Origin of the sequence: Streptomyces sp. SAI-170 (assembly GCF_049739565.1) — a bacterium.
GTDB lineage: Bacteria > Actinomycetota > Actinomycetes > Streptomycetales > Streptomycetaceae > Streptomyces.
The window spans coordinates 6,512,951-6,531,069 of record NZ_JBMGQD010000001.1; the positions used below are offsets into that span (position 1 = coordinate 6,512,951).

An 18,119-nucleotide genomic window follows, 5' to 3' on the forward strand; every position below is an offset into this window, starting at 1 on the left:
GCTCATGTTCTTCCGCCCCCGCTCATGCTGTTCCGCCCCTTCACGACCAGGCGCCCGGCGACTCCCACGCCGAGCGCGAGCCAGCCGACCCGGCGGGAGAGCCGTACCGCCCGGCCGATGTCGGTGACGGCGACGGCGCGTCCCGTCGCCCCGTTCAGCACGGGCCGGTGCTCGACCCGGCCGCCGTAGGACAGCGTGCCGCCGAGCCGCACACCGAGGGCGCCCGCGAAGGAGGCCTCCACGGGCCCGGCGTTGGGGCTCGGGTGCCGGCCGGCGTCGGCCCGCCAGGCGCGTACGGCACCGCGCGGATCGGGTCCCGCGGCCGCGGCGAGTACGGCGGTCAGCCGCGCGCCCGGCCAGCCGGCGAGGTCGTCCAGGCGGGCGGAGGCCCACCCGAAGCGGCGGTAGCGGGGCGACTTGTGGCCCACCATCGCGTCCAGGGTGTTGACCGCCCGGAAGCCGAGCAGCCCCGGCACCCCGCCGAGCGCGCCCCACACCAGCGCGCCGACGACCGCGTCGGAGGTGTTCTCGGCGACCGACTCCACGACGGCACGGGCGATCCCGTCGGCGTCCAGCGCCTGCGGGTCCCGCCCGCACAGGTGCGGCAGCCGGGCCCGCGCGCCCTCGATGTCGCCCTCCTGGAGCGACTGTCCGATGGCACGGGCCTCGCGCGCGAGCGACGTCCCGCCGACGACGGCCCAGGTGGCGGCGCCGGTCAGCGCGACGGAGGCGGCGGGGGAGCGGCGTACGGCACGGGCGGCCGCGGCGCCCAGGGCGACCGTGCCGCCCACGCACACGGCGGTGTGCAGGGCGCCCAGGCCGCGGTGGTCGCGCCACAGCCGCTGTTCCACGGCACCCGCGGCGCGACCGAACGCGGCGACCGGATGCCCGCGGCGCGGATCGCCGAGCAGGAGGTCACCGAGAAGGCCGGCGGCGGCGCCGTACGCGAACACGCGATCGGCACGCATCGGGCTCAGCCGGCCGGGCAGGCGGGCAGGGCAGGGGTGGTGAACCGTGTTGGGCAGCCGCGCATGGCGATATGTCCTCACTCAGGGTGTCCGCGCCCTGGTTCGACGAGACCGGCGGTGAGAGTTCCTGGCTCCCGGGGATGCTAGGCCCTGTGTCTGGGCCTACCCCGGTGACAGTGGCGGGACCGCGCCGGATTCGCACCGGCTTCCTCTCCTGCCGCCGTAGATGGCTCCGGCAGTCCACCACGGCCCGCGAACACCCGTCAACTCGCTGTTGACCTGCGAGGCTGGAGTGTGCCGAGGCCCACACCGCTACCATGCCGGCCCGCCCGTGGGGACCGACTCGGGCGGAAATGCGCTCTGCCGGGCGGCAATCCGCGCGAGCGCTTGTGACGCTCCGTCAGTACCCACTGCAATACATCCGACGGGCGAGACGAAAGGTGCGTACGCAGTGACCGGTGACCGCTTCCCCGAGGCACTCGGCCCCGCGGTGGCCCGGGTGCGGGACGCCGACGGCACGGCGGTCGGCACGGGCTTCCTGCTCGCGCCGGGCCTGGTGGCCACGTGTGCCCATGTCGTGGCGCAGGCGCTGCGCGTCGACGGCCGGGACGAGACGGTGCCCACGGCGTCGCTGACCGTGGAGTTCCCTCTGCAACGGGGCGGCACGGTCCACCGGGCGTCCGTGTCGGCGTGGCGCCCGGTGACGGCGGACGGGTCGGGGGACGTGGCGCTGCTGCGGTTGCTGCCGGGGGAGGGGCGGTGGTCGGGGGAGCCCTCAGGGCTCTCTGGGGAGCTCTCACGGGAGCCCTCACATGGGCCCTCCGGGGAGGTTTCCGGGGAGCTCTCTGGGGAGGCCTCACGGGAGCCCTGCGGGGAGCCCTTCGCAGAGCCCTCCGGGGAGCCTTTCGCAGAGCCCTTCGGGAGTCCCGTCCCCCTCGCCGGGGTCGGCGATGTCTGGGACCACCGCTTCCGCATCCTCGCCTTCCCGGCGGCCGCCGAGCACGGCGCGTGGATCGGCGGGCGGCTGCGCGGAGCCGTGGGGCACGGCTGGATCTCGATGGAGGCCGAGGGGACGGCGCACCGCATCACCCCGGGGTGCAGCGGGGCCCCGGTGTGGGACGAGGAGGTCGGCGCCGTCGTAGGCATGACGGTCGCGGCGGACCGCGGCCCCGTGGCCGTCACCTCCTACCTCATCCCCGCCGCCACGCTCCTCGACCTCCAACCCGGCCTGCGCCGCTGCCCCTACCGCGGCCTGGACGCCTTCCGCGAGGAGGACGCCGAGCACTTCTTCGGCCGCGAGGAGGAGACGGACCGGCTGGTCGACGCGGTGGAACGCCACCTGGTCGTCCCGGTCGTGGGCCCCTCCGGCAGCGGCAAGACCTCCCTCGTCCGCGCGGGCGTCCTGCCCCGCCTGCGCGCCGACGGCCATACGGTGTCCGAGATCCGGCCCCTCCCCGGCACCCGCGCCGCGCTCACCCTGGCCCGGGCGCTGGCCCCGCTGCTCGCGCGGGACTCCGGCGTCCCGGAGCAGGAACGGGCGGCCCTGGCGCTGGCGCAGGTCCTGGACGCCGAGGGCGCCGACGCCGCGGCCGCGCTGGGCCGACGGGTGCTGGAGAGCTGCGGCCCGGCCGGACATGTCTTCTTCCTCAACCAGTTGGAGGAGACCGTCGCCGCCGAACCGGCCACCGCACGGACGCTGCTCGGCCTGACGATCGCCCTGGCCGCGGCACCGGCCGAGGGCAGACGCCTGCGGGTCCTCGCCACGCTGCGCTCGGCGTCGCTGGACGACCTCGTCGAACCCGCCACGGCCCGCGTCCTCAGCGACTGCGCCCAGGTCGTCGCCCCCCTGGACCGCGCGGCCCTCCTGCGCGCCGTCGAGGGCCCGGCGGCCCGGGTCCCCGGCCTCACCCTCGAACCCGGCCTCGCGGAACGCATCGTGGACGACGCCGAGGGCGAGCCGGGCCATCTGCCGATGGTCGAGTTCGCCCTGACGGAACTGTGGTCGCACGAGAAGGGCATCCGCCTGACCCACACCGGCTACGAGGCCCTGGGCGGCGTCGCCGGAGCCCTGTCCGCCCACGCCGAACAACGCGTCGGCGAGGTCATCACCGAGTACGGCGAGGCCCCCGTCCGCCGCCTCTTCACCCAACTGGCCCGCCCCGACGACGCGGCGGGCTTCACCCGCAAACCGGTCCGCCTGTCCCCCCTGCCCCCCGAACTCCGCGCCACGGCCGAGGCCCTGGCCACCCGCACCCGCTTCGTCCGCATCACCCACGGCCCCGACGGCGACCCCCTCGTCGACCTCGCCCACGAGGAACTCGTCCGCGCCTGGCCCCGCCTGCGCACCTGGCTGGAGGCCTCCCGCGACTTCCGCGCCTGGCAGGAACGCCTCCTCCAGTCCCTCGCCCACTGGCAGGAAACGGGCCGCGAGACAGGCGCCCTGCTACGGGGCACCATGCTGGCCACGTCCCTGGAACAACTGGCCTCCCTGGAGCACCGCGACGACATCACCCAGGCGGAGCGCGACTTCATCGAGGCGGGGCGGCGGCATCAGCAGCGGGGGCTGCGACGGTTGCGTACGGCGGCGGCGGTGCTGGTCGTGCTGGCACTGGTGGCCGGAGTGCTGGCGGTGGTGGCGTGGCAGAGGGGCACGGAGCTGGAGACGCGGGGGCGGGTGATCGCGTCCCGGGCGCTGGCGGAGGAGGCGGAACGCCTCGCAGCGACACGCCCGCTGGCCTCCATGCACCTGGCCATGGCCGCGTGGCGCAACGACAAGGGCAAAGAGGCCCGGCAGGCGCTGCTGGACGCCTATTTCCGAGGGGTCTCCGTGACCGGTGGCCACGCGGGGACTACCGGCGAGCTGATCGGCGATCTCGACATGACCCCCGACGGCACGACCGTCGTCACCCTGGCCGAGGGAAAGGCCAACAGCCGGGAGGTCCGGGTGTGGACGGGCGTCTTCCGAAAGTCCGCGCGGTCGTGGCCGGTGCCCGGACTGCCCGGCGTGCCCACGATGGTCGCTCTCAGCGACGACGGAGGCCTGCTGGCCGTCGCAACGGACGACGGCTCCGTGACGGTGATCGACCTGCGACGGCACGAACGGAGGTGGACCGGCCCGCCGCCGGACCTGGGGGCCACCGCGTCCGTCGGCACCGGCGCGCTGGACTTCTCGGACAGCGGTGACCGTCTGCTGCGGCTGGCCCTCGACGTCTCAGGCGACGTCGAGGACCCGAAGGACGTCGCCTGGGCGGGTGAGGTCTGGAGGACCGACACCGGCCGGACCGTGCCCGTGGACCTCGAGGGCGACGCTCCGGAGGACGGCGCACTCGTCGGTGACGGCACGGCGGCCGTCCTGCTGGCCGACCCCGGCGAGCCGGACCAGGGCACGGCGACCGTGCGCGACCTGACCACCGGGGCGGTGCTGCGTACGGTTCCCCGAGCCGAGTCCATCGCTGGTCGTGGCTCGGGCGTCGTCGTCGACCGCTCGTTCGGACGGCATGCCTTCCGCTCCCTCTCGGGCTCCGGCAGGGCCGGGCCGGCCTTCATGGTCATCGGCTGGGACGGACTCGACGCGACCGGACGGTACGCGGTGGAGACCAGCGGGGAGGGCGGCCTGGCCGTGCTGCGGGTGACGGACGTGACGACCGGTGTGCGCCGGCTCGCGTCGATCAGCCTGGACCCGATGGAATGGGCGGGGCCCGTCGCGGTCCTCAGCCGACCGGGCGGCGCGCCGCGGGCGCTACGTGCCGTGGGATCGGACCTGCTGGTGCTGCGGACCACGCCCGCGAGCCGGGCACCGCTGCCGGACGTGGCCACGGACACGTCGTCCCCCGACGACACGTACGCGCGCAGCTCCGACGGCACGGTGCGAGCCCGTACCGAGAAGACGAGCGAAATCGGGACGAGCACAGCCTGGCTGATCATGGCCCGGGTCGGCGAGGAGCTGACCGCGCGGCCCGTCCGACTGGACGAGTGGGACACGTCCGACATGAACGAACCGGACCTGTTCTTCACGGCGGACAGCCGTCGGACCGTCCTCTGGTACAGCGGCGACCAGATGCTGTCGGTGCGCACCTCCCCCCAGGGCCGGTTCGAACACACCGAGCACTTCACCGGTGGGATCGACTTCGCCGCCCCCTTGTACGGGAGCAGGATCGCGGTCCTGACGCAGGACCGGCTGTTCCTCTACGACACCGCGACCCGGCAGAAGTGGCCGGTGACCCGCGACCCCTGCGGGTACCACGAGGGCCCCTGCCTCGGATACGCGGTGCGCCCCTCACGACCGCACGAGGTGGCGATCGCGGACGGCGCCGGCAGACTCGCCCTCTGGAACGTCGACAGCGGGAGGAAGCTGCCCGGCGTCGACATCACGATGGCGACGGACGGGACACACATGCTCCTGACCTTCTCGCCGGACGGCGCACTCCTCGCCGCCCCTCTCGACAGCAGGACCATCGCCCGCCGTACCGTGCCCGGCAGCGGACGGGTGGGGCCCGTCATGGAGAGCGGCGAGGACTTCGACCCGAGCTCCCTCGCCGACGACGGCACCCTGCTGACCGTGGGCGGCGAGGCCTCGATGGGACTGTGGCGCCCCAAGGACACCCGCGAGCCCTACGTCACCCTCCCGTTCGACGCCCAGCCTCAGGACATCCACCTCACCCCCGGCCAGGTGCTCGTACGGCGGGAGAACGACGAGGTCCGCGTCCCCCTGGACCCCGACACCTGGAGCCGAGCCCTCTGCCACCACTGGCCCGGCACCTACACCAAGGCCGAGAAGGCCGTTCTCAAGCACGAGGGGGCCGTCACGGACTCTCCTTGTCCGTGACGGCCCCCTCGCAAGGGCCGGGCGTCAGACGCCGGCCCCTTACGCCATGATCAGGTAGATGCCGTACGCCACCGCCGCCGCGCAGGCGGCGAAGCAGGCGTAGGCGCCGGTGACGGCGAGGGCGGCCGAGCCGCCCTGGGCCGAGGCCCGCTCCTGGCGGGACAGGCCGACGACGCCGAGGGTGAACAGGCCCACCAGGGCCACGGTGACCACGAGGCTGACGCCGAAGACGGAGCCGAGGGCCGCCCAGTCGATCTTCATGCTGCTGATTCCTTAAAGCGGGGTGTGGGGGGTCAGACCGCGGCCTTGGGAGCGGCCGGGTCGGCGCTCGCCGGGGCGGGGATGGTGGCCGACAGCTCCTCGGAGAGCTCCTCGGCCATGACGCCCGCCGGCGGCGGGGTGACCGCGGCGATCGCCGTGGTGACCACTCCGGCCGGCTCCTCGTCGGCGTCGTCGTTGACGTTGGTGTGGTCGACGACCTCGCGGCGCGAGAGCTTCCAGATCGCGGCGCTGGAGGCGATCAGGAAGACGGCCACGAGCGCGGTGCCCCAGTCGCCGAAGCCGGTGACGTACTCGGCGAGCGCACCCACCAGCGCGGCGGCCGGCAGGGTCAGACCCCAGGCCACGAACATCCGGGTCGCGGTGGACCAGCGGACCACCCCGCCCTTGCGGCCGAGGCCGGCGCCCATCACGGAGCCGGACACCGAGTGCGTGGTGGAGAGCGAGAAGCCCAGGTGGGAGGAGGCCAGGATGACCGTCGCGGCGGAGGTCTGGGCGGCGAAGCCCTGCTGCGGCTGGAGGTCGGTCAGGCCCTTGCCCATGGTACGGATGATGCGCCAGCCGCCCAGGTAGGTGCCGAGCGCGATGGCCAGACCCGCGGACAGGATGACCCACATGGGCGGGTCGGAGTCGGGGGCGATGGAGCCGCCGGCGACCAGGGCGAGGGTGATGATGCCCATCGTCTTCTGGGCGTCGTTGGTGCCGTGGGCCAGCGAGACCAGACCGGCGGAGGCGATCTGCCCGGCGCGGTAGCCCTTCGCCGCGGCCTTGCCGTCGGCCTTCTTGCCCAGGGTGTAGCTCAGCCGCGTGGCGAACATCGCCGCGAGGCCCGCCACCAGCGGGGCCGCGATCGCCGGGAGCAGCACCTTGGTCACCAGAACGTCACCGTGCACGGCACCGAAGCCGGCCGAGGCGACGGTCGCGCCGATCAGTCCGCCCATCAGGGCGTGCGACGAGGAGGACGGCAGACCGACGAGCCACGTCAGCAGGTTCCAGAGGATCGCACCGACCAGAGCGGCGAAGATGACCTCGGGACGGATGCCTGATTCGTCGACCAGACCCTTGGAGATCGTGTTGGCGACCTCGACGGAGAGGAAAGCACCCACAAGGTTGAGGACGGCGGACATGGCCACCGCGACCTTGGGCTTGAGCGCACCGGTCGAGATGGTGGTGGCCATCGCGTTGGCGGTGTCGTGAAAACCGTTCGTGAAATCGAACGCGAGTGCGGTCACCACCACAATCGCGAGGATCAGTGAGAGGTTTTCCATTTACCCAGGCAATCGTTCGAAGGTCATTGGCTTGTTGAACGTAGGTAACTCAGGTGAACGCCAGGTGAACTCGGCAGGGCATCGGAGTGTCGGATGAAGGGGCGGGATCAGGGCATGTCCGAGCAGCATCACGACCGGGGGGACGAGACGGCCGCCGCCTGGGCCGACCTGGTGGCCACGGCTCGCCGCACAGTAGCCGACGGACTCGTCGTCGGCACCTCCGGCAACGTCTCCGTCCGCGTCGGCGACGTCGTACTGGTCACACCGTCGGGCGTGCCCTACGACCGGCTCGGCCCGGACGACATCACGGGCGTCGACCTCACCGGCCGCCAGGTCCTCGGCACCCTGGTCCCCACCAGCGAGTTGCCCATGCACCTCGCCGTCCACCGCACCACCGACGCCCGCGCGATCGTCCACACCCACGCCGTATACGCGACAGCCGTCTCCACCCTCGTCCCCGAGCTCCCGCTGATCCACTACATGTCCGCGGCCCTCGGCGGCCCCGTCCGCGTCGCCCCCTACGCGACCTATGGCACCGAAGAACTCGCCGAACACATGCTCCGGGCCCTCACCGACCGCACCGCCTGCCTCCTCCAGAACCACGGCACCCTCGCCTACGGCGCCACCCTCGACCAGGCCTACGACCGCACCGCCCAACTGGAGTGGATGTGCCGAGTCTGGCTCACCGCCTCCTCGGTCCCAGGCCTGACCCCGACCCTCCTGACCAGGGACCAGGTGGCAGAGGTGGGGGAGAAGCTGAGGGGCTACGGGCAGCGGTGACGAGGGGAAAGCCGCCGACGGCGAGCAACCGAGGAGGGAGAGCCGAGCCTCTCGGCGGAGTTCGACGGGCGGTGCGCGGGTGGGAGAACGTCCGCGAAGCGGCGAAACGGCGGGAAGGCCGAAGACGGCGAGAGGGGCAAATGTGCTGAACAAGCCCAAATAAGCCGAACAAGGCCCGATCGCCCCCGCCCGCTGGCCGAGAACCGGGTCCGCCAGGACACTGAACCCGTGCGCACTGTCAAAGCGACGGCCGCCGCCGTCACCGTTGCCCTGGCAGCCGGCGCGGCCGGAGTCGCCGCCGGACGCCTCGCCAGCGACGCCGCGCTCAAGGCGCCGCCGGGCCGCCCCCTGCCCACCGAGCCCAGGCTCAACGTGCACGGCACGGCCGCCGGCCGCATCACCCTGACCCGCGACTTCGCCTCCCTGCGCCCCGGCACCTACGGCCTCGCCGGCGACGGCAGCCACGCCGTCGTCGGCCCCGTCCTGGACGCCACCCCGCACCCCGCCGACACCGTCGTACGCCGTCTGGAACGCGTCACCCACGGCACCCTCGAACCCGGCGACCACGTCTGGCTCACCCCGAACGTGCACATCGGCGACCCCGCGAGCGCCCTCGGCCTGGACCATGCCGACGTCGACGTCCCCGGCGAGCTCGGTGCCCTGCCCGCCTGGTTCGTGCCCGGCGCCCGCGAGACCTGGGTGATCGCCGTGCACGGCCTGGGCGCCACCCGCGAACTCGCCATGAACGTGATGGGCTTCCTGCACCGCCTCCGCTTCCCCGTCCTCGCCCTCGCCTACCGCGGCGACCTCGGCGCACCCCGCTCCGCCGACGGCCTCAACCACCTCGGCGAGACCGAGTGGCGCGACGTGGACGCCGCGATCCGCTACGCCGTGCGCTACGGCGCCCAGCGCGTCGTCCTGCTCGGCTGGTCCACCGGCGCCGCGATGTGCCTGCACGCCACCGCGCGCTCCGCCGTCCGCGACCGGGTCCGCGGGCTGGTGCTCGACTCCCCGGTCCTGGACTGGCAGACCACCCTGCGCGCCCTGGCCGCGGCCCGCCGCACCCCGCACGCCCTGCTGCCGCTCGCCGTGCGCGCCGCCCAGGGCCGCACCGGCCTGTACGGCGACCCGGGCCGCAGCGCCGCCGAGGCCGACGGCCTGACCGTGCCGACCCTGGTCTTCCACGGCCCCGGCGACACCGTGGCCCCCTGGCGGCTGTCCCGCCGCCTCGCCGAGAGCCACCCCGGACTGGTCTCCCTGCACACCGTCCAGAACGCCCCGCACAGTGCCATGTGGAACCCCGACCCCGCCGGCTACCAGGAAGCCCTGCGCCGCTTTCTGACCCCGCTCATGTGACACCCCCCGCCGCCCCGGTCGCAGCCATTCCGTTTACCCCTGTACCACTGGCCTGTTCCCACCTCCTCCACGCCTTCGCCACCCGGTGCGTTGGCCAGGTCCGTCGCCCGCCGTGACATTCCGTTTGGGTTTTCCGACCGTCAACCGGAAGACTGCACCCGTGACGTCCCGTATCCCGCGCGACTCCAGGCTTCGACTCGTCCGCCCACGACCCCTGGCCGCCGCCCCACGAGCCATGGACCAGCGGCGCCCGCGCCGCCCCGCCCCGCGCCCCCCGGAGGGCACCCCGGCCCCTGCGGAGCTGGCCAGAATGGCGCGCTCCCAGCTCGCCGGCGCGGTCCGCGTCGCCCGCTGGGCCGACGCCGCCCTGCGCCCCGGCCGGGCGGGCTCCGCCGACGGCAAGGCCACCCTCTCCGCGGCGACCGCCGAACGGGCCGCGGCCGAACTCGGCCTGACCCCCGCTCAGATCCGAGCCGAATGGGACACCGCCCGGCTCGCCGGTCTCGTCGAGGTGCACGGCGACAGCGCCCGCCCCGGCTGGCGGCTGCGCGCCTGGGACCGCGACGACAGCGCCGTCCTGCGCGGCTGGGTCGCCCTCTTCGACGCCTGGTCGCTCGCCCACCCGGAGCCCGCCGGGCACGAGGCGGCCGCCGTCGCCGAGGTCGTCTCGGCCATGCCCCAGGTGCTCTCCTTCCTCCAGCTCTCCGCCGGCCCCGTCCCCGTGGCCCAGCTGCTGGACCTGCTGGAGCAGCGGGTCACCGAGCTGCGCACCGAACGCTGCGAGGTCGCCTACGTCCCGCAGCCCGAGCCCGTCGAGCCGCAGCCCGGCGACACACAGCCCGACGCCCCGCTGGCCCCCCTCCTGGACTGGGCGCTGCACGCCCTCGCCTCCGTCGGCGCCCTCACCTGCGACGCCGCCCACGCCACCCTCACCCCGCTGGGCAACTGGGCGGTGTGGGTCAAGCTGGAGCAGATCTGCGTCGCCGCGCAGAGCCCCGCCGGCAACATCGAGGCCTCCGCCGAGGACATGCTGCGCGGCTGCGCCCAGCTGCGCCCCAACGCCGCCCGCGCCGAGTACCGCGCCTGGCTCGCCGCCCGGCCCGTCGGCAGCGCCGTCACCGAACTCATCGACGCCGCCCGCGGCGAGGACGCCCTGCTGCGCGGCCTGGCCTTCGAGGCGCTGCGCGTCGTCGGCGCCCCCGCCGAGCCCGACGTACGCGCGGTGCTCGACGAGCCGACCCTGCGGCCGTACGCCCTGCTGTGGCTGGCGGAGCACGACGGCAGCGACCCGGAGGACGCGCACGAGGTCCTCACCCGGGAAGAGGCCACGTGGCTGTGGGTCGACACCGCCGCCGCCGTCGCCGACCACGGCGAGGCCCCGCTGCTGGTGCGCCACCTGGAGTCCGCGGTGCAGCCGACGGTCCCCGCCCTGCTCGACGAGGTCCGCGCGGTCGGCCACCCCCGCACCGTGCAGGTCCTGGTCGCGCTCGCCGCCGCCCACCCCGACCCGGCCCTGGCCAAGGCCGTGCGCCGCGCTGCCTTCCAGGTGCACACCGGAGGGCTCTGACGCGCGACGGGCGGCTCAGCCGCCTATTGCCGGCGCGTACGTGCCGAAGCTCCAGATGTTGCCCTCGGCGTCCCGGGCCATGTAGTCCCGCGAGCCGTAGTCCTGGTCCGTCGGGGGCATGAGGATGTCCACCCCGTGGTCCACCGCACGCCGGTGGTGTGCGTCGACATCGTCCACGACGACGTACACCCCGGCCGGGCCCGCGCCCTTCATCGCCCCGTCGAAGACGCCGCCGCGGCCCTTGGAGCCGATCATCACCGCGCCGTTGCCCTGGACCAGCTCGGCGTGCATCACCGTGCCGTCCTCGCTCTCGTACAGCGACAGCTCCGTGAACCCCAGGCCCTCCGTGAGCTGCCGGATCGCCGCCTTGGCGTCCGCGTACAGCACCGTCGGGAAGATGCTCGGACCGCTGCTCGTGCCTGCCATGCCGATCACTCCTTCGTGATCATCCCGCTCCGGAAATCCCACCTGCCGCCAGTGTTGCAGCCACCACTGACAACGCCCCGCAGACGAGCTCCGCCGGCCCCGCGACCCTGATCGGTGACGCCATGGTCACCCGGCTGCGGCGGAAAATCCGGTTGCATGGGCCCGTTAGACTGAATGCCATGGCCATTCTCCTCGCGCATTAGACAGCGGGAACGTCCTCAGCCGCTCAGTCCCGCCAACCCGTCTGCCCTGGAGTCTGTCCGTGATTTCCGCCTCCGGTATCGAGCTGCGCGCCGGTGCGCGCGTCCTCATCGAGAACGCCACCTTCCGTGTCGCCAAGGGCGACCGCATCGGCCTCGTCGGCCGCAACGGTGCCGGCAAGACCACCCTCACCAAGTGCCTCGCGGGCGAGGGCATGCCCGCCGGCGGCACCATCACCCGCTCCGGCGAGGTCGGCTACCTCCCGCAGGACCCCCGCACCGGCGACCTCGACGTGCTCGCCCGCGACCGCGTCCTCTCCGCGCGCGGCCTCGACGTACTGATCCGCAAGATGCGCGAGAACGAACAGCGCATCGCCAACGGCCAGGGCGCCACCCGCGAGAAGGCGCTCAAGCAGTACGAGCGCCAGGAGACCGAGTTCCTCACCAAGGGCGGGTACGCCGCCGAGGCCGAGGCCGCCACCATCGCCGCCGCGCTGAACCTGCCCGACCGGGTGCTCGGCCAGCCCCTGCACACCCTCTCCGGCGGTCAGCGGCGCCGTATCGAGCTGGCCCGCATCCTCTTCTCCGACGCGGACACCCTGCTCCTGGACGAGCCGACCAACCACCTCGACGCCGACTCGATCGTCTGGCTGCGCGACTACCTCAAGACCTACCGCGGCGGCTTCATCGTGATCTCCCACGACGTCGACCTGGTCGAGACGGTCGTCAACAAGGTGTTCTACCTGGACGCCAACCGCGCCCAGATCGACGTCTACAACATGGGCTGGAAGCTCTACCAGCAGCAGCGCGAGGCCGACGAGAAGCGCCGCAAGCGCGAGCGCGCCAACGCCGAGAAGAAGGCCGCCGCGCTGCACTCGCAGGCGGACAAGATGCGCGCCAAGGCCACCAAGACGGTCGCCGCGCAGAACATGGCCCGCCGCGCGGACAAGCTGCTCTCCGGCCTGGAGGCGGTCCGTCAGTCCGACAAGGTCGCCAAGCTCCGCTTCCCCGAGCCCGCGCCCTGCGGCAAGACCCCGCTGATGGCCGAGGGCCTGTCGAAGTCGTACGGCTCCCTGGAGATCTTCACCGACGTCGACCTGGCCATCGACAAGGGCTCCCGGGTCGTCATCCTCGGCCTCAACGGCGCCGGCAAGACCACGCTGCTGCGGCTGCTCGGCGGCGTGGAGCAGCCCGACACCGGCGAGGTCGTCCCCGGCCACGGCCTCAAGCTCGGCTACTACGCCCAGGAGCACGAGACCCTCGACCCGGAGCGCACGGTCCTGGAGAACATGCGCTCGGCGGCCCCCGACATGGACCTGGTCGAGGTCCGCAAGGTGCTGGGCTCGTTCCTGTTCTCCGGCGACGACGTCGACAAGCCCGCCGGCGTGCTGTCCGGCGGCGAGAAGACCCGCCTGGCCCTGGCCACCTTGGTCGTCTCCTCGGCGAACGTCCTGCTCCTGGACGAGCCCACCAACAACCTCGACCCCGCCAGCCGCGAGGAGATCCTCGGCGCGCTGCGCACCTACAAGGGCGCGGTCGTCCTGGTCACCCACGACGAGGGCGCCGTCGAGGCGCTCCAGCCGGAGCGGATCATCCTGCTGCCGGACGGCGTGGAGGACCTGTGGGGCTCCGACTACGCGGACCTCGTCGCCCTCGCTTGATCGAATGAGTGATCCACAGGCTATGGATCATTCGGCCCATCGGTGATCCACCATCTGTGTGAGATCTCCTCGTACCGAGGTGTGTCCTACATCCATTTCCCGGCCGAGCCCTTTGTCGACAAGGGCTCGGCCGTGGTGCGTCACTGACCTGGCACTTCGCGGAATTACCCGTTCGGCGGTACGAACGCCAGAGCCCGGAATCGCCGATTCCGTATGTGTGGACCTGCTCCTGTCGTCACAACCCTGTCGCACTGACCTTGCCGAATGGGTGGCCATGACGGCCGGGAGGGGTGATCATGAGGGGACCAGAGCGCACTTCCCATGAGGAGGCACGGGTGGCCGAGACTCTGAAGAAGGGCAGCCGGGTGACCGGCGCCGCGCGCGACAAGCTCGCGGCAGACCTGAAGAAGAAGTACGACGCCGGTGCGAGCATCCGGGCGTTGGCCGAGGAGACCGGCCGCTCGTATGGCTTCGTGCACCGCATGCTCAGCGAGTCGGGCGTCACGCTCCGCGGGCGTGGCGGGGCGACGCGGGGCAAGAAGGCCGCTTCGGCCTGACTCCCGGGCGGCCCCACGGCGTGATGGTGGCCACCCGGTCGGTCGCACGGTCGACCGGGTGGTTACTGTGCAGTCACTTATGGATGCCGGCGTACGGCGTCCACTGCTGACCGCACCCATCGGAGGCGCCGTATGGCTTCGCTCGACCCGGTACTCGACAAGGACGGCGTACGGCTCACCGTCGACGACGCGATCGCCACGGTGACGCTGACCAATCCGGCCAAGCGCAATGCGCAGAGCCCCGCCATGTGGCGGACGCTCGCCGAGGCCGGGCGGTCGCTGCCGGGCTCCGTCCGTGTCGTGGTGCTGCGCGGTGAGGGCAAGTCCTTCTCCGCCGGCCTCGACCGGCAGATGTTCACGCCCGAGGGCATCGAGGGCGAGAAGTCCTTCGTCGACCTCGCGCGTGGCAGCGACGCCGAACTGGACGCGGCCATCGCCGAGTTCCAGGAGGGGTTCACCTGGTGGCGGCAGAGCGACATCGTCTCCATCGCCGCCGTCCAGGGCCACGCCATCGGCGCGGGCTTCCAGCTCGCCCTCGCGTGTGACCTGCGCGTCGTCGCCGACGACGTGCAGTTCGCCATGCGCGAGACCAGCCTGGGCCTCGTCCCCGACCTCACCGGCACGCATCCCCTGGTGTCGCTGGTCGGTTACGCCCGTGCGCTCGAGATCTGCGCGACGGGCCGCTTCGTGCTGGCCGAGGAGGCCGTGAACACCGGCCTCGCCAACCTCGCCGTGCCCGCCGCCGAGCTCGACTCCACGGTGCAGGACCTCGCCGCGGCGCTGCTGGCCGCGCCGCGGGATGCCGTGATCGAGACCAAGGCGCTGCTGCGGGGGGCCTCCGACCGGTCGTACGAGGCTCAGCGTGCTGCCGAGCGTCAGTCGCAGGCCCGGCGCCTGCGGGACCTCGCGGGGCTGGGGGAGTAGGCGTCTCGTTCGTTGCCGACTGCGGACCGTGGTGGGCTGGTCGCGCCCGCGCGGCGGCAGCCGCACATCGATACAGCCCCGCACGCCCCTTAAGGGGCCACTGATGTGATCAGCACGGCCACCGTGGGGCCGTCCGGCAAGGCCGCTGCCACGGCTGCTCTCACCTCTCGGGCCACCGTCAGCGCGCGGTGGCCCGGGTGGACGGCCAGTTCCACGCGGACATGGCGGCGGGGCAGGGACGCCGGCGCCTCCTGGCGTTCCTCGATGTGCACCGCCCTGCCCAGGCCGCCGAGGGTGCCGGTCAGCCGGGAGACACCCGGGACGGACAGGGCGGCGGTGGCGACCAGGGACTCGTCGCCGGACCCAGGCCGCGTGTCCGAGCCGTCCGAAGGTGTCGCACCCCCGGACGGCGGCACGGCCTCCTCCTCGCCCAGCCCCGTCACCCGAAGATCCACCTCCGTGACCGTCAGCCCCACGGCCTCCGTCGCGGCCCGCGCGAGGGCGTCACGCAGACGGGACGCCGCCGCCGGCAGGGGCTCGGTGCCGCTCGCCGTGAAGTCGGCCGTCACCCGAAGGGGGCCGGGCGGCAGGGCGCTCGGCGGGGGCGGCACGGCCGGCTCCTGACCCCCGTCCGGACCGGCCGGGGCGATCCGCAGCGGACCCAGCCGCACCCCTGGCACACCGTCCATGGCCCGCCGCAGAATGGACTCTGCCGCACTCTCCGCGATCCACGCGCCGTCGCGCGGCCCACCAAGGGGCAGCAGCCTGCCCAGGCCCAGCTGCTCCCGCACCACCCGTGTCCATCGATCCGCCGTCATTCCTCCAGCCTGCCGTATCCATGGCGCGCGGCCGAGCAACCCCACTTACGGTGGTCGAAGGACGACGACCGAAAAGGACGTACGGCGATGACCGACATGACGGACCAGAACCGGACGCAGACCTCCGAGGGCGGCAGCGAGTCCTCGGTGCAGACCCGCAAGGCCACCCGGCGCGGCGGCGGCGACCCCGGGACCCGGGGCCGGACCACCATCGCCGACGGCGTGGTCGAGAAGATCGCCGGCCTCGCGGCACGCGATGTCGTCGGCGTTCACGCGATGGGCAGCGGCATCAGCCGCACCTTCGGCGCCGTACGCGACCGGGTCCCGGGCGGCGGCGCCAAGTCGGTGACCCGCGGCGTCAAGGCCGAGGTCGGCGAGGTGCAGACCGCGCTGGACCTGGAGATCGTCGTCGACTACGGCGTGTCGATCTCGGACGTGGCGCGCGACGTGCGCGAGAACGTCGTCGCGGCCGTCGAGCGGATGACCGGCCTGGAGGTCGTGGAGGTCAACATCGCGGTCAGCGATGTGAAGCTGCCCGACGAAGAGGAAGAGGAGCCGGAGTCCCGGCTCCAGTGACACGCGGCCGGCCCGACAACCGCACTGCTGAGGGGAGCGCACCATGAGCATGGCCGTGGTCGGCATGATCGCCGGAATGGCGCTGGGGTTCGCCGGGTACTTCGGCGGCTTCGGCGCGTTCCTGCTCGTCGCCGCCCTGGGAGCGGTCGGTTTCGTCGTCGGCCGGTTCGTGGAGGGCGACTTCGAGCTCGGCGACTTCTTCCGTCCGCGTGACGAACGACGGCGGTGACGCCCGTGAGCGAAGGGATCGGCGAGCTCGGCAGACCGCTGACCGTCGTTCCGCCGGGCGAGCGCGGGGCGACGCGGATCGCCGACCGCGTCGTGGCGAAGGTCGCCGCGCAGGCGGCACGCGAGGCCCTGGGCCCGCTGCCGCCGGACGCCGCGCGCCCGCACGCCAACGTCGTCGTACGGCAGGGCCACGCCCCCGGCCGTGAGGGACAGGACGCGGCCCACATCCACGTCCACCTCGAACTCGACTACCCGACCGACATCGGCGCCCGCTGCCGCTCGGTGCGGCGCCATGTCGCCGAGCGGGTGGGCGCGTTGGTGGGCATGGACGTGCCCGAGGTCGCCGTCCAGGTCGAGCGGCTGCACCTGGCGCCGGGGCACGGCACGGCACACGGGAGGACGCGATGAGCGGATCCCACGACAGCGAGCGCCCCGAGGGCACCACCCGGCGCATGCCGGTCCTGGAGAAGGAACCGGAGCCCACTGCTCCGGTCCCGCGGCCGATCCTGGCCGGCGCCCGCCGCTTCTGGTCGGCCCGCCGTGTCCCGGGGGCCCTCGCCGCCCTGCTCCTGCTGGCCGCCGCGGGGATCTTCCTCTACGACATCGCCGCCGTACGCGCCGGACGTCCGGCCATGCGCTGGCGCCGCGAACTGGCCCACCAGCTCGCCCACCGGCCGCTGGACGACACCTGGGTGCTCGTCGGCGCGGGCGTCGCCGCCGCGCTCGGCCTGTGGCTGATCGTCCTCGCCGTCACCCCGGGCCTGCGCGCCCTGCTGCCCATGCGGCGCACCGACGCCGACGTGCGCGCCGCGCTGGACCGGTCCGCCGCCGCGATGGTGCTGCGCGACCGCGCCATGGAGGTCTCGGGCGTGCAGTCGGTCCGGGTGCGGGCGGGCCGCCGCCGCGCCGACGTCCGCGCGGTCTCGCACTTCCGCGCCGTGGACGACGTACGACAGGACCTGGACGCCGTGCTCGACGAAGCGGTCCGCGCGCTGGGGCTCGCCCGGCCGCTGTCGCTGTCGGTGCGGGTGCGGCGGCCCGGACGGAAGGGGTGAGCCGGTGCCGAAGACAGTGAACCGTGTCCTGCTCGGCCTGCTGGGCCTGGTGCTGCTGGCCCTCGGCGGCTCGGTGCTGGCCGTCGGTCTGGGTGCCCCGGCGCCCTCGTGGTGGATCCACGACGGACGCCACGACGTCCTCCTCGACGACACCGAGCGCACCCGCTGGCGCGACCACGGCTGGTGGTGGCCGACCGTCATCGCCGTGCTCGCCGTCCTGCTCCTGCTGGCCCTGTGGTGGCTGACCGCGGTGCTGCGCCGCCGCAGGCTCGCCGAGATCCTCGTCGACACCGGCGACGGCGCGGGCGCCCTGCTGCGCGGCCGCGCCCTCCAGTCCGTCCTCGCCACGGAGGCGGCCGCCCTGGACGGCGTCAACCGCGCCCACGTCCATCTGACGGGCCGCAGAAACGCCCCGCAGACCCGTATGAACCTGGTCCTGGACCCCCACGCCGACCCGTCGACGACCCTGCACACGCTGACGACGGAAACCCTGGCCCACGCGAAGGACTCGGCCCACCTGGAGTCGCTGCCCTCGGAGGTCCGCATGAGGTCCCTCAGACACCGCGAACAGAGAGTCAGTTGAGATACCCAGGGGCGCGGGGAACGGCGCGAACAACCACACACAACCCGC

17 protein-coding genes and 1 riboswitch are annotated in these 18,119 nt (G+C 73.3%); of the genes, 12 read left to right on the forward strand and 5 right to left on the reverse strand.

What is annotated here, in order from left to right; all coding sequences use genetic code 11:
* Positions 1 to 2: 2 nt before the first annotated feature.
* Entirely contained in the window at positions 3 to 968 is a 966-nt protein-coding gene (locus RKD23_RS29255) for a cobalamin biosynthesis protein (RefSeq protein ID WP_424856412.1), read from the reverse strand.
* Between the two features lie 102 nt (positions 969 to 1,070).
* Positions 1,071 to 1,228, reverse strand: a riboswitch (cobalamin riboswitch).
* Positions 1,229 to 1,419: 191 nt separating this feature from the next.
* On the opposite strand from RKD23_RS29255, the gene RKD23_RS29260 reads away from it, so the two are divergent.
* Positions 1,420 to 5,793 carry an AAA family ATPase gene (locus RKD23_RS29260; RefSeq protein ID WP_424856413.1) on the forward strand — a complete coding sequence of 1,458 codons (4,374 nt, stop codon included), beginning with the start codon at positions 1,420 to 1,422 and terminating at the stop codon, positions 5,791 to 5,793.
* A 39-nt stretch (positions 5,794 to 5,832) separates the two neighbouring features.
* Here RKD23_RS29260 and RKD23_RS29265 read toward each other — a convergent pair whose 3' ends face one another.
* Together RKD23_RS29265 and RKD23_RS29270 are read right to left on the reverse strand one after the other, a co-directional pair.
* Positions 5,833 to 6,054, reverse strand: a complete 222-nt coding sequence (locus RKD23_RS29265; RefSeq protein ID WP_424856414.1) for a hypothetical protein — start codon at positions 6,052 to 6,054, stop codon at positions 5,833 to 5,835.
* Positions 6,055 to 6,086: 32 nt separating this feature from the next.
* On the reverse strand, positions 6,087 to 7,340 hold the full coding sequence (locus RKD23_RS29270; protein WP_424856415.1) for an anion permease: 1,254 nt from the start codon (positions 7,338 to 7,340) through the stop codon (positions 6,087 to 6,089).
* 114 nt (positions 7,341 to 7,454) lie between these two features.
* Between RKD23_RS29270 and RKD23_RS29275 the strand changes: the two genes are divergently transcribed.
* The 3 genes from RKD23_RS29275 (at position 7,455) to RKD23_RS29285 (ending at position 11,043) form a co-directional block, all read left to right on the forward strand.
* Positions 7,455 to 8,120, forward strand: a complete 666-nt coding sequence (locus tag RKD23_RS29275; protein ID WP_424856416.1) for a class II aldolase/adducin family protein — start codon at positions 7,455 to 7,457, stop codon at positions 8,118 to 8,120.
* 228 nt (positions 8,121 to 8,348) lie between these two features.
* Positions 8,349 to 9,476, forward strand: a complete 1,128-nt coding sequence (locus RKD23_RS29280) for an alpha/beta hydrolase (RefSeq protein WP_424856417.1) — start codon at positions 8,349 to 8,351, stop codon at positions 9,474 to 9,476.
* 160 nt (positions 9,477 to 9,636) lie between these two features.
* Positions 9,637 to 11,043, forward strand: a complete 1,407-nt coding sequence (locus tag RKD23_RS29285) for a hypothetical protein (protein WP_424856418.1) — start codon at positions 9,637 to 9,639, stop codon at positions 11,041 to 11,043.
* A gap of 15 nt (positions 11,044 to 11,058) precedes the next feature.
* Here the strand turns inward: RKD23_RS29285 and RKD23_RS29290 are convergent, their stop codons facing one another.
* Positions 11,059 to 11,469 (reverse strand): VOC family protein, encoded by a 411-nt coding sequence (locus RKD23_RS29290; RefSeq protein WP_424856419.1) that lies wholly within the window; start codon positions 11,467 to 11,469, stop codon positions 11,059 to 11,061.
* 262 nt (positions 11,470 to 11,731) lie between these two features.
* On the opposite strand from RKD23_RS29290, the gene RKD23_RS29295 reads away from it, so the two are divergent.
* From RKD23_RS29295 to RKD23_RS29305, 3 genes are all read left to right on the forward strand, one after another.
* The gene (locus RKD23_RS29295; RefSeq protein ID WP_404033842.1) at positions 11,732 to 13,330 is read left to right on the forward strand and encodes an ABC-F family ATP-binding cassette domain-containing protein; all 1,599 of its coding nucleotides are present in this window, start codon (positions 11,732 to 11,734) and stop codon (positions 13,328 to 13,330) included.
* Between the two features lie 335 nt (positions 13,331 to 13,665).
* Positions 13,666 to 13,887 carry a helix-turn-helix domain-containing protein gene (locus tag RKD23_RS29300; protein ID WP_018567695.1) on the forward strand — a complete coding sequence of 74 codons (222 nt, stop codon included), beginning with the start codon at positions 13,666 to 13,668 and terminating at the stop codon, positions 13,885 to 13,887.
* A 132-nt stretch (positions 13,888 to 14,019) separates the two neighbouring features.
* Positions 14,020 to 14,811: an enoyl-CoA hydratase/isomerase family protein gene (locus RKD23_RS29305; RefSeq protein WP_424856420.1), complete on the forward strand. Its 792-nt coding sequence runs from the start codon at positions 14,020 to 14,022 to the stop codon at positions 14,809 to 14,811.
* 89 nt (positions 14,812 to 14,900) lie between these two features.
* On the opposite strand, the gene RKD23_RS29310 is transcribed toward RKD23_RS29305, so the two are convergent.
* On the reverse strand, positions 14,901 to 15,629 hold the full coding sequence (locus RKD23_RS29310) for a nucleopolyhedrovirus P10 family protein (protein WP_424856421.1): 729 nt from the start codon (positions 15,627 to 15,629) through the stop codon (positions 14,901 to 14,903).
* An 87-nt stretch (positions 15,630 to 15,716) separates the two neighbouring features.
* On the opposite strand from RKD23_RS29310, the gene RKD23_RS29315 reads away from it, so the two are divergent.
* From RKD23_RS29315 to amaP, 5 genes are read left to right on the forward strand one after another with little or no spacing between them, the layout of a single operon-like run.
* A complete protein-coding gene (locus RKD23_RS29315; protein WP_424856422.1) occupies positions 15,717 to 16,205 on the forward strand; it encodes an Asp23/Gls24 family envelope stress response protein in 489 nt (162 codons plus the stop codon).
* Positions 16,206 to 16,248: 43 nt separating this feature from the next.
* Complete coding sequence (locus RKD23_RS29320) at positions 16,249 to 16,434, forward strand: hypothetical protein (protein ID WP_399639422.1); 186 nt, start codon at positions 16,249 to 16,251, stop codon at positions 16,432 to 16,434.
* Positions 16,431 to 16,841 (forward strand): Asp23/Gls24 family envelope stress response protein, encoded by a 411-nt coding sequence (locus RKD23_RS29325; RefSeq protein ID WP_424856423.1) that lies wholly within the window; start codon positions 16,431 to 16,433, stop codon positions 16,839 to 16,841. Before RKD23_RS29320 ends, RKD23_RS29325 begins: the two co-directional genes overlap by 4 nt.
* On the forward strand, positions 16,838 to 17,488 hold the full coding sequence (locus tag RKD23_RS29330; protein ID WP_424856424.1) for a DUF6286 domain-containing protein: 651 nt from the start codon (positions 16,838 to 16,840) through the stop codon (positions 17,486 to 17,488). Before RKD23_RS29325 ends, RKD23_RS29330 begins: the two co-directional genes overlap by 4 nt.
* 4 nt (positions 17,489 to 17,492) lie before the next feature.
* Entirely contained in the window at positions 17,493 to 18,071 is a 579-nt protein-coding gene (amaP, locus tag RKD23_RS29335) for an alkaline shock response membrane anchor protein AmaP (protein ID WP_424856425.1), read from the forward strand.
* Positions 18,072 to 18,119: the final 48 nt, after the last annotated feature.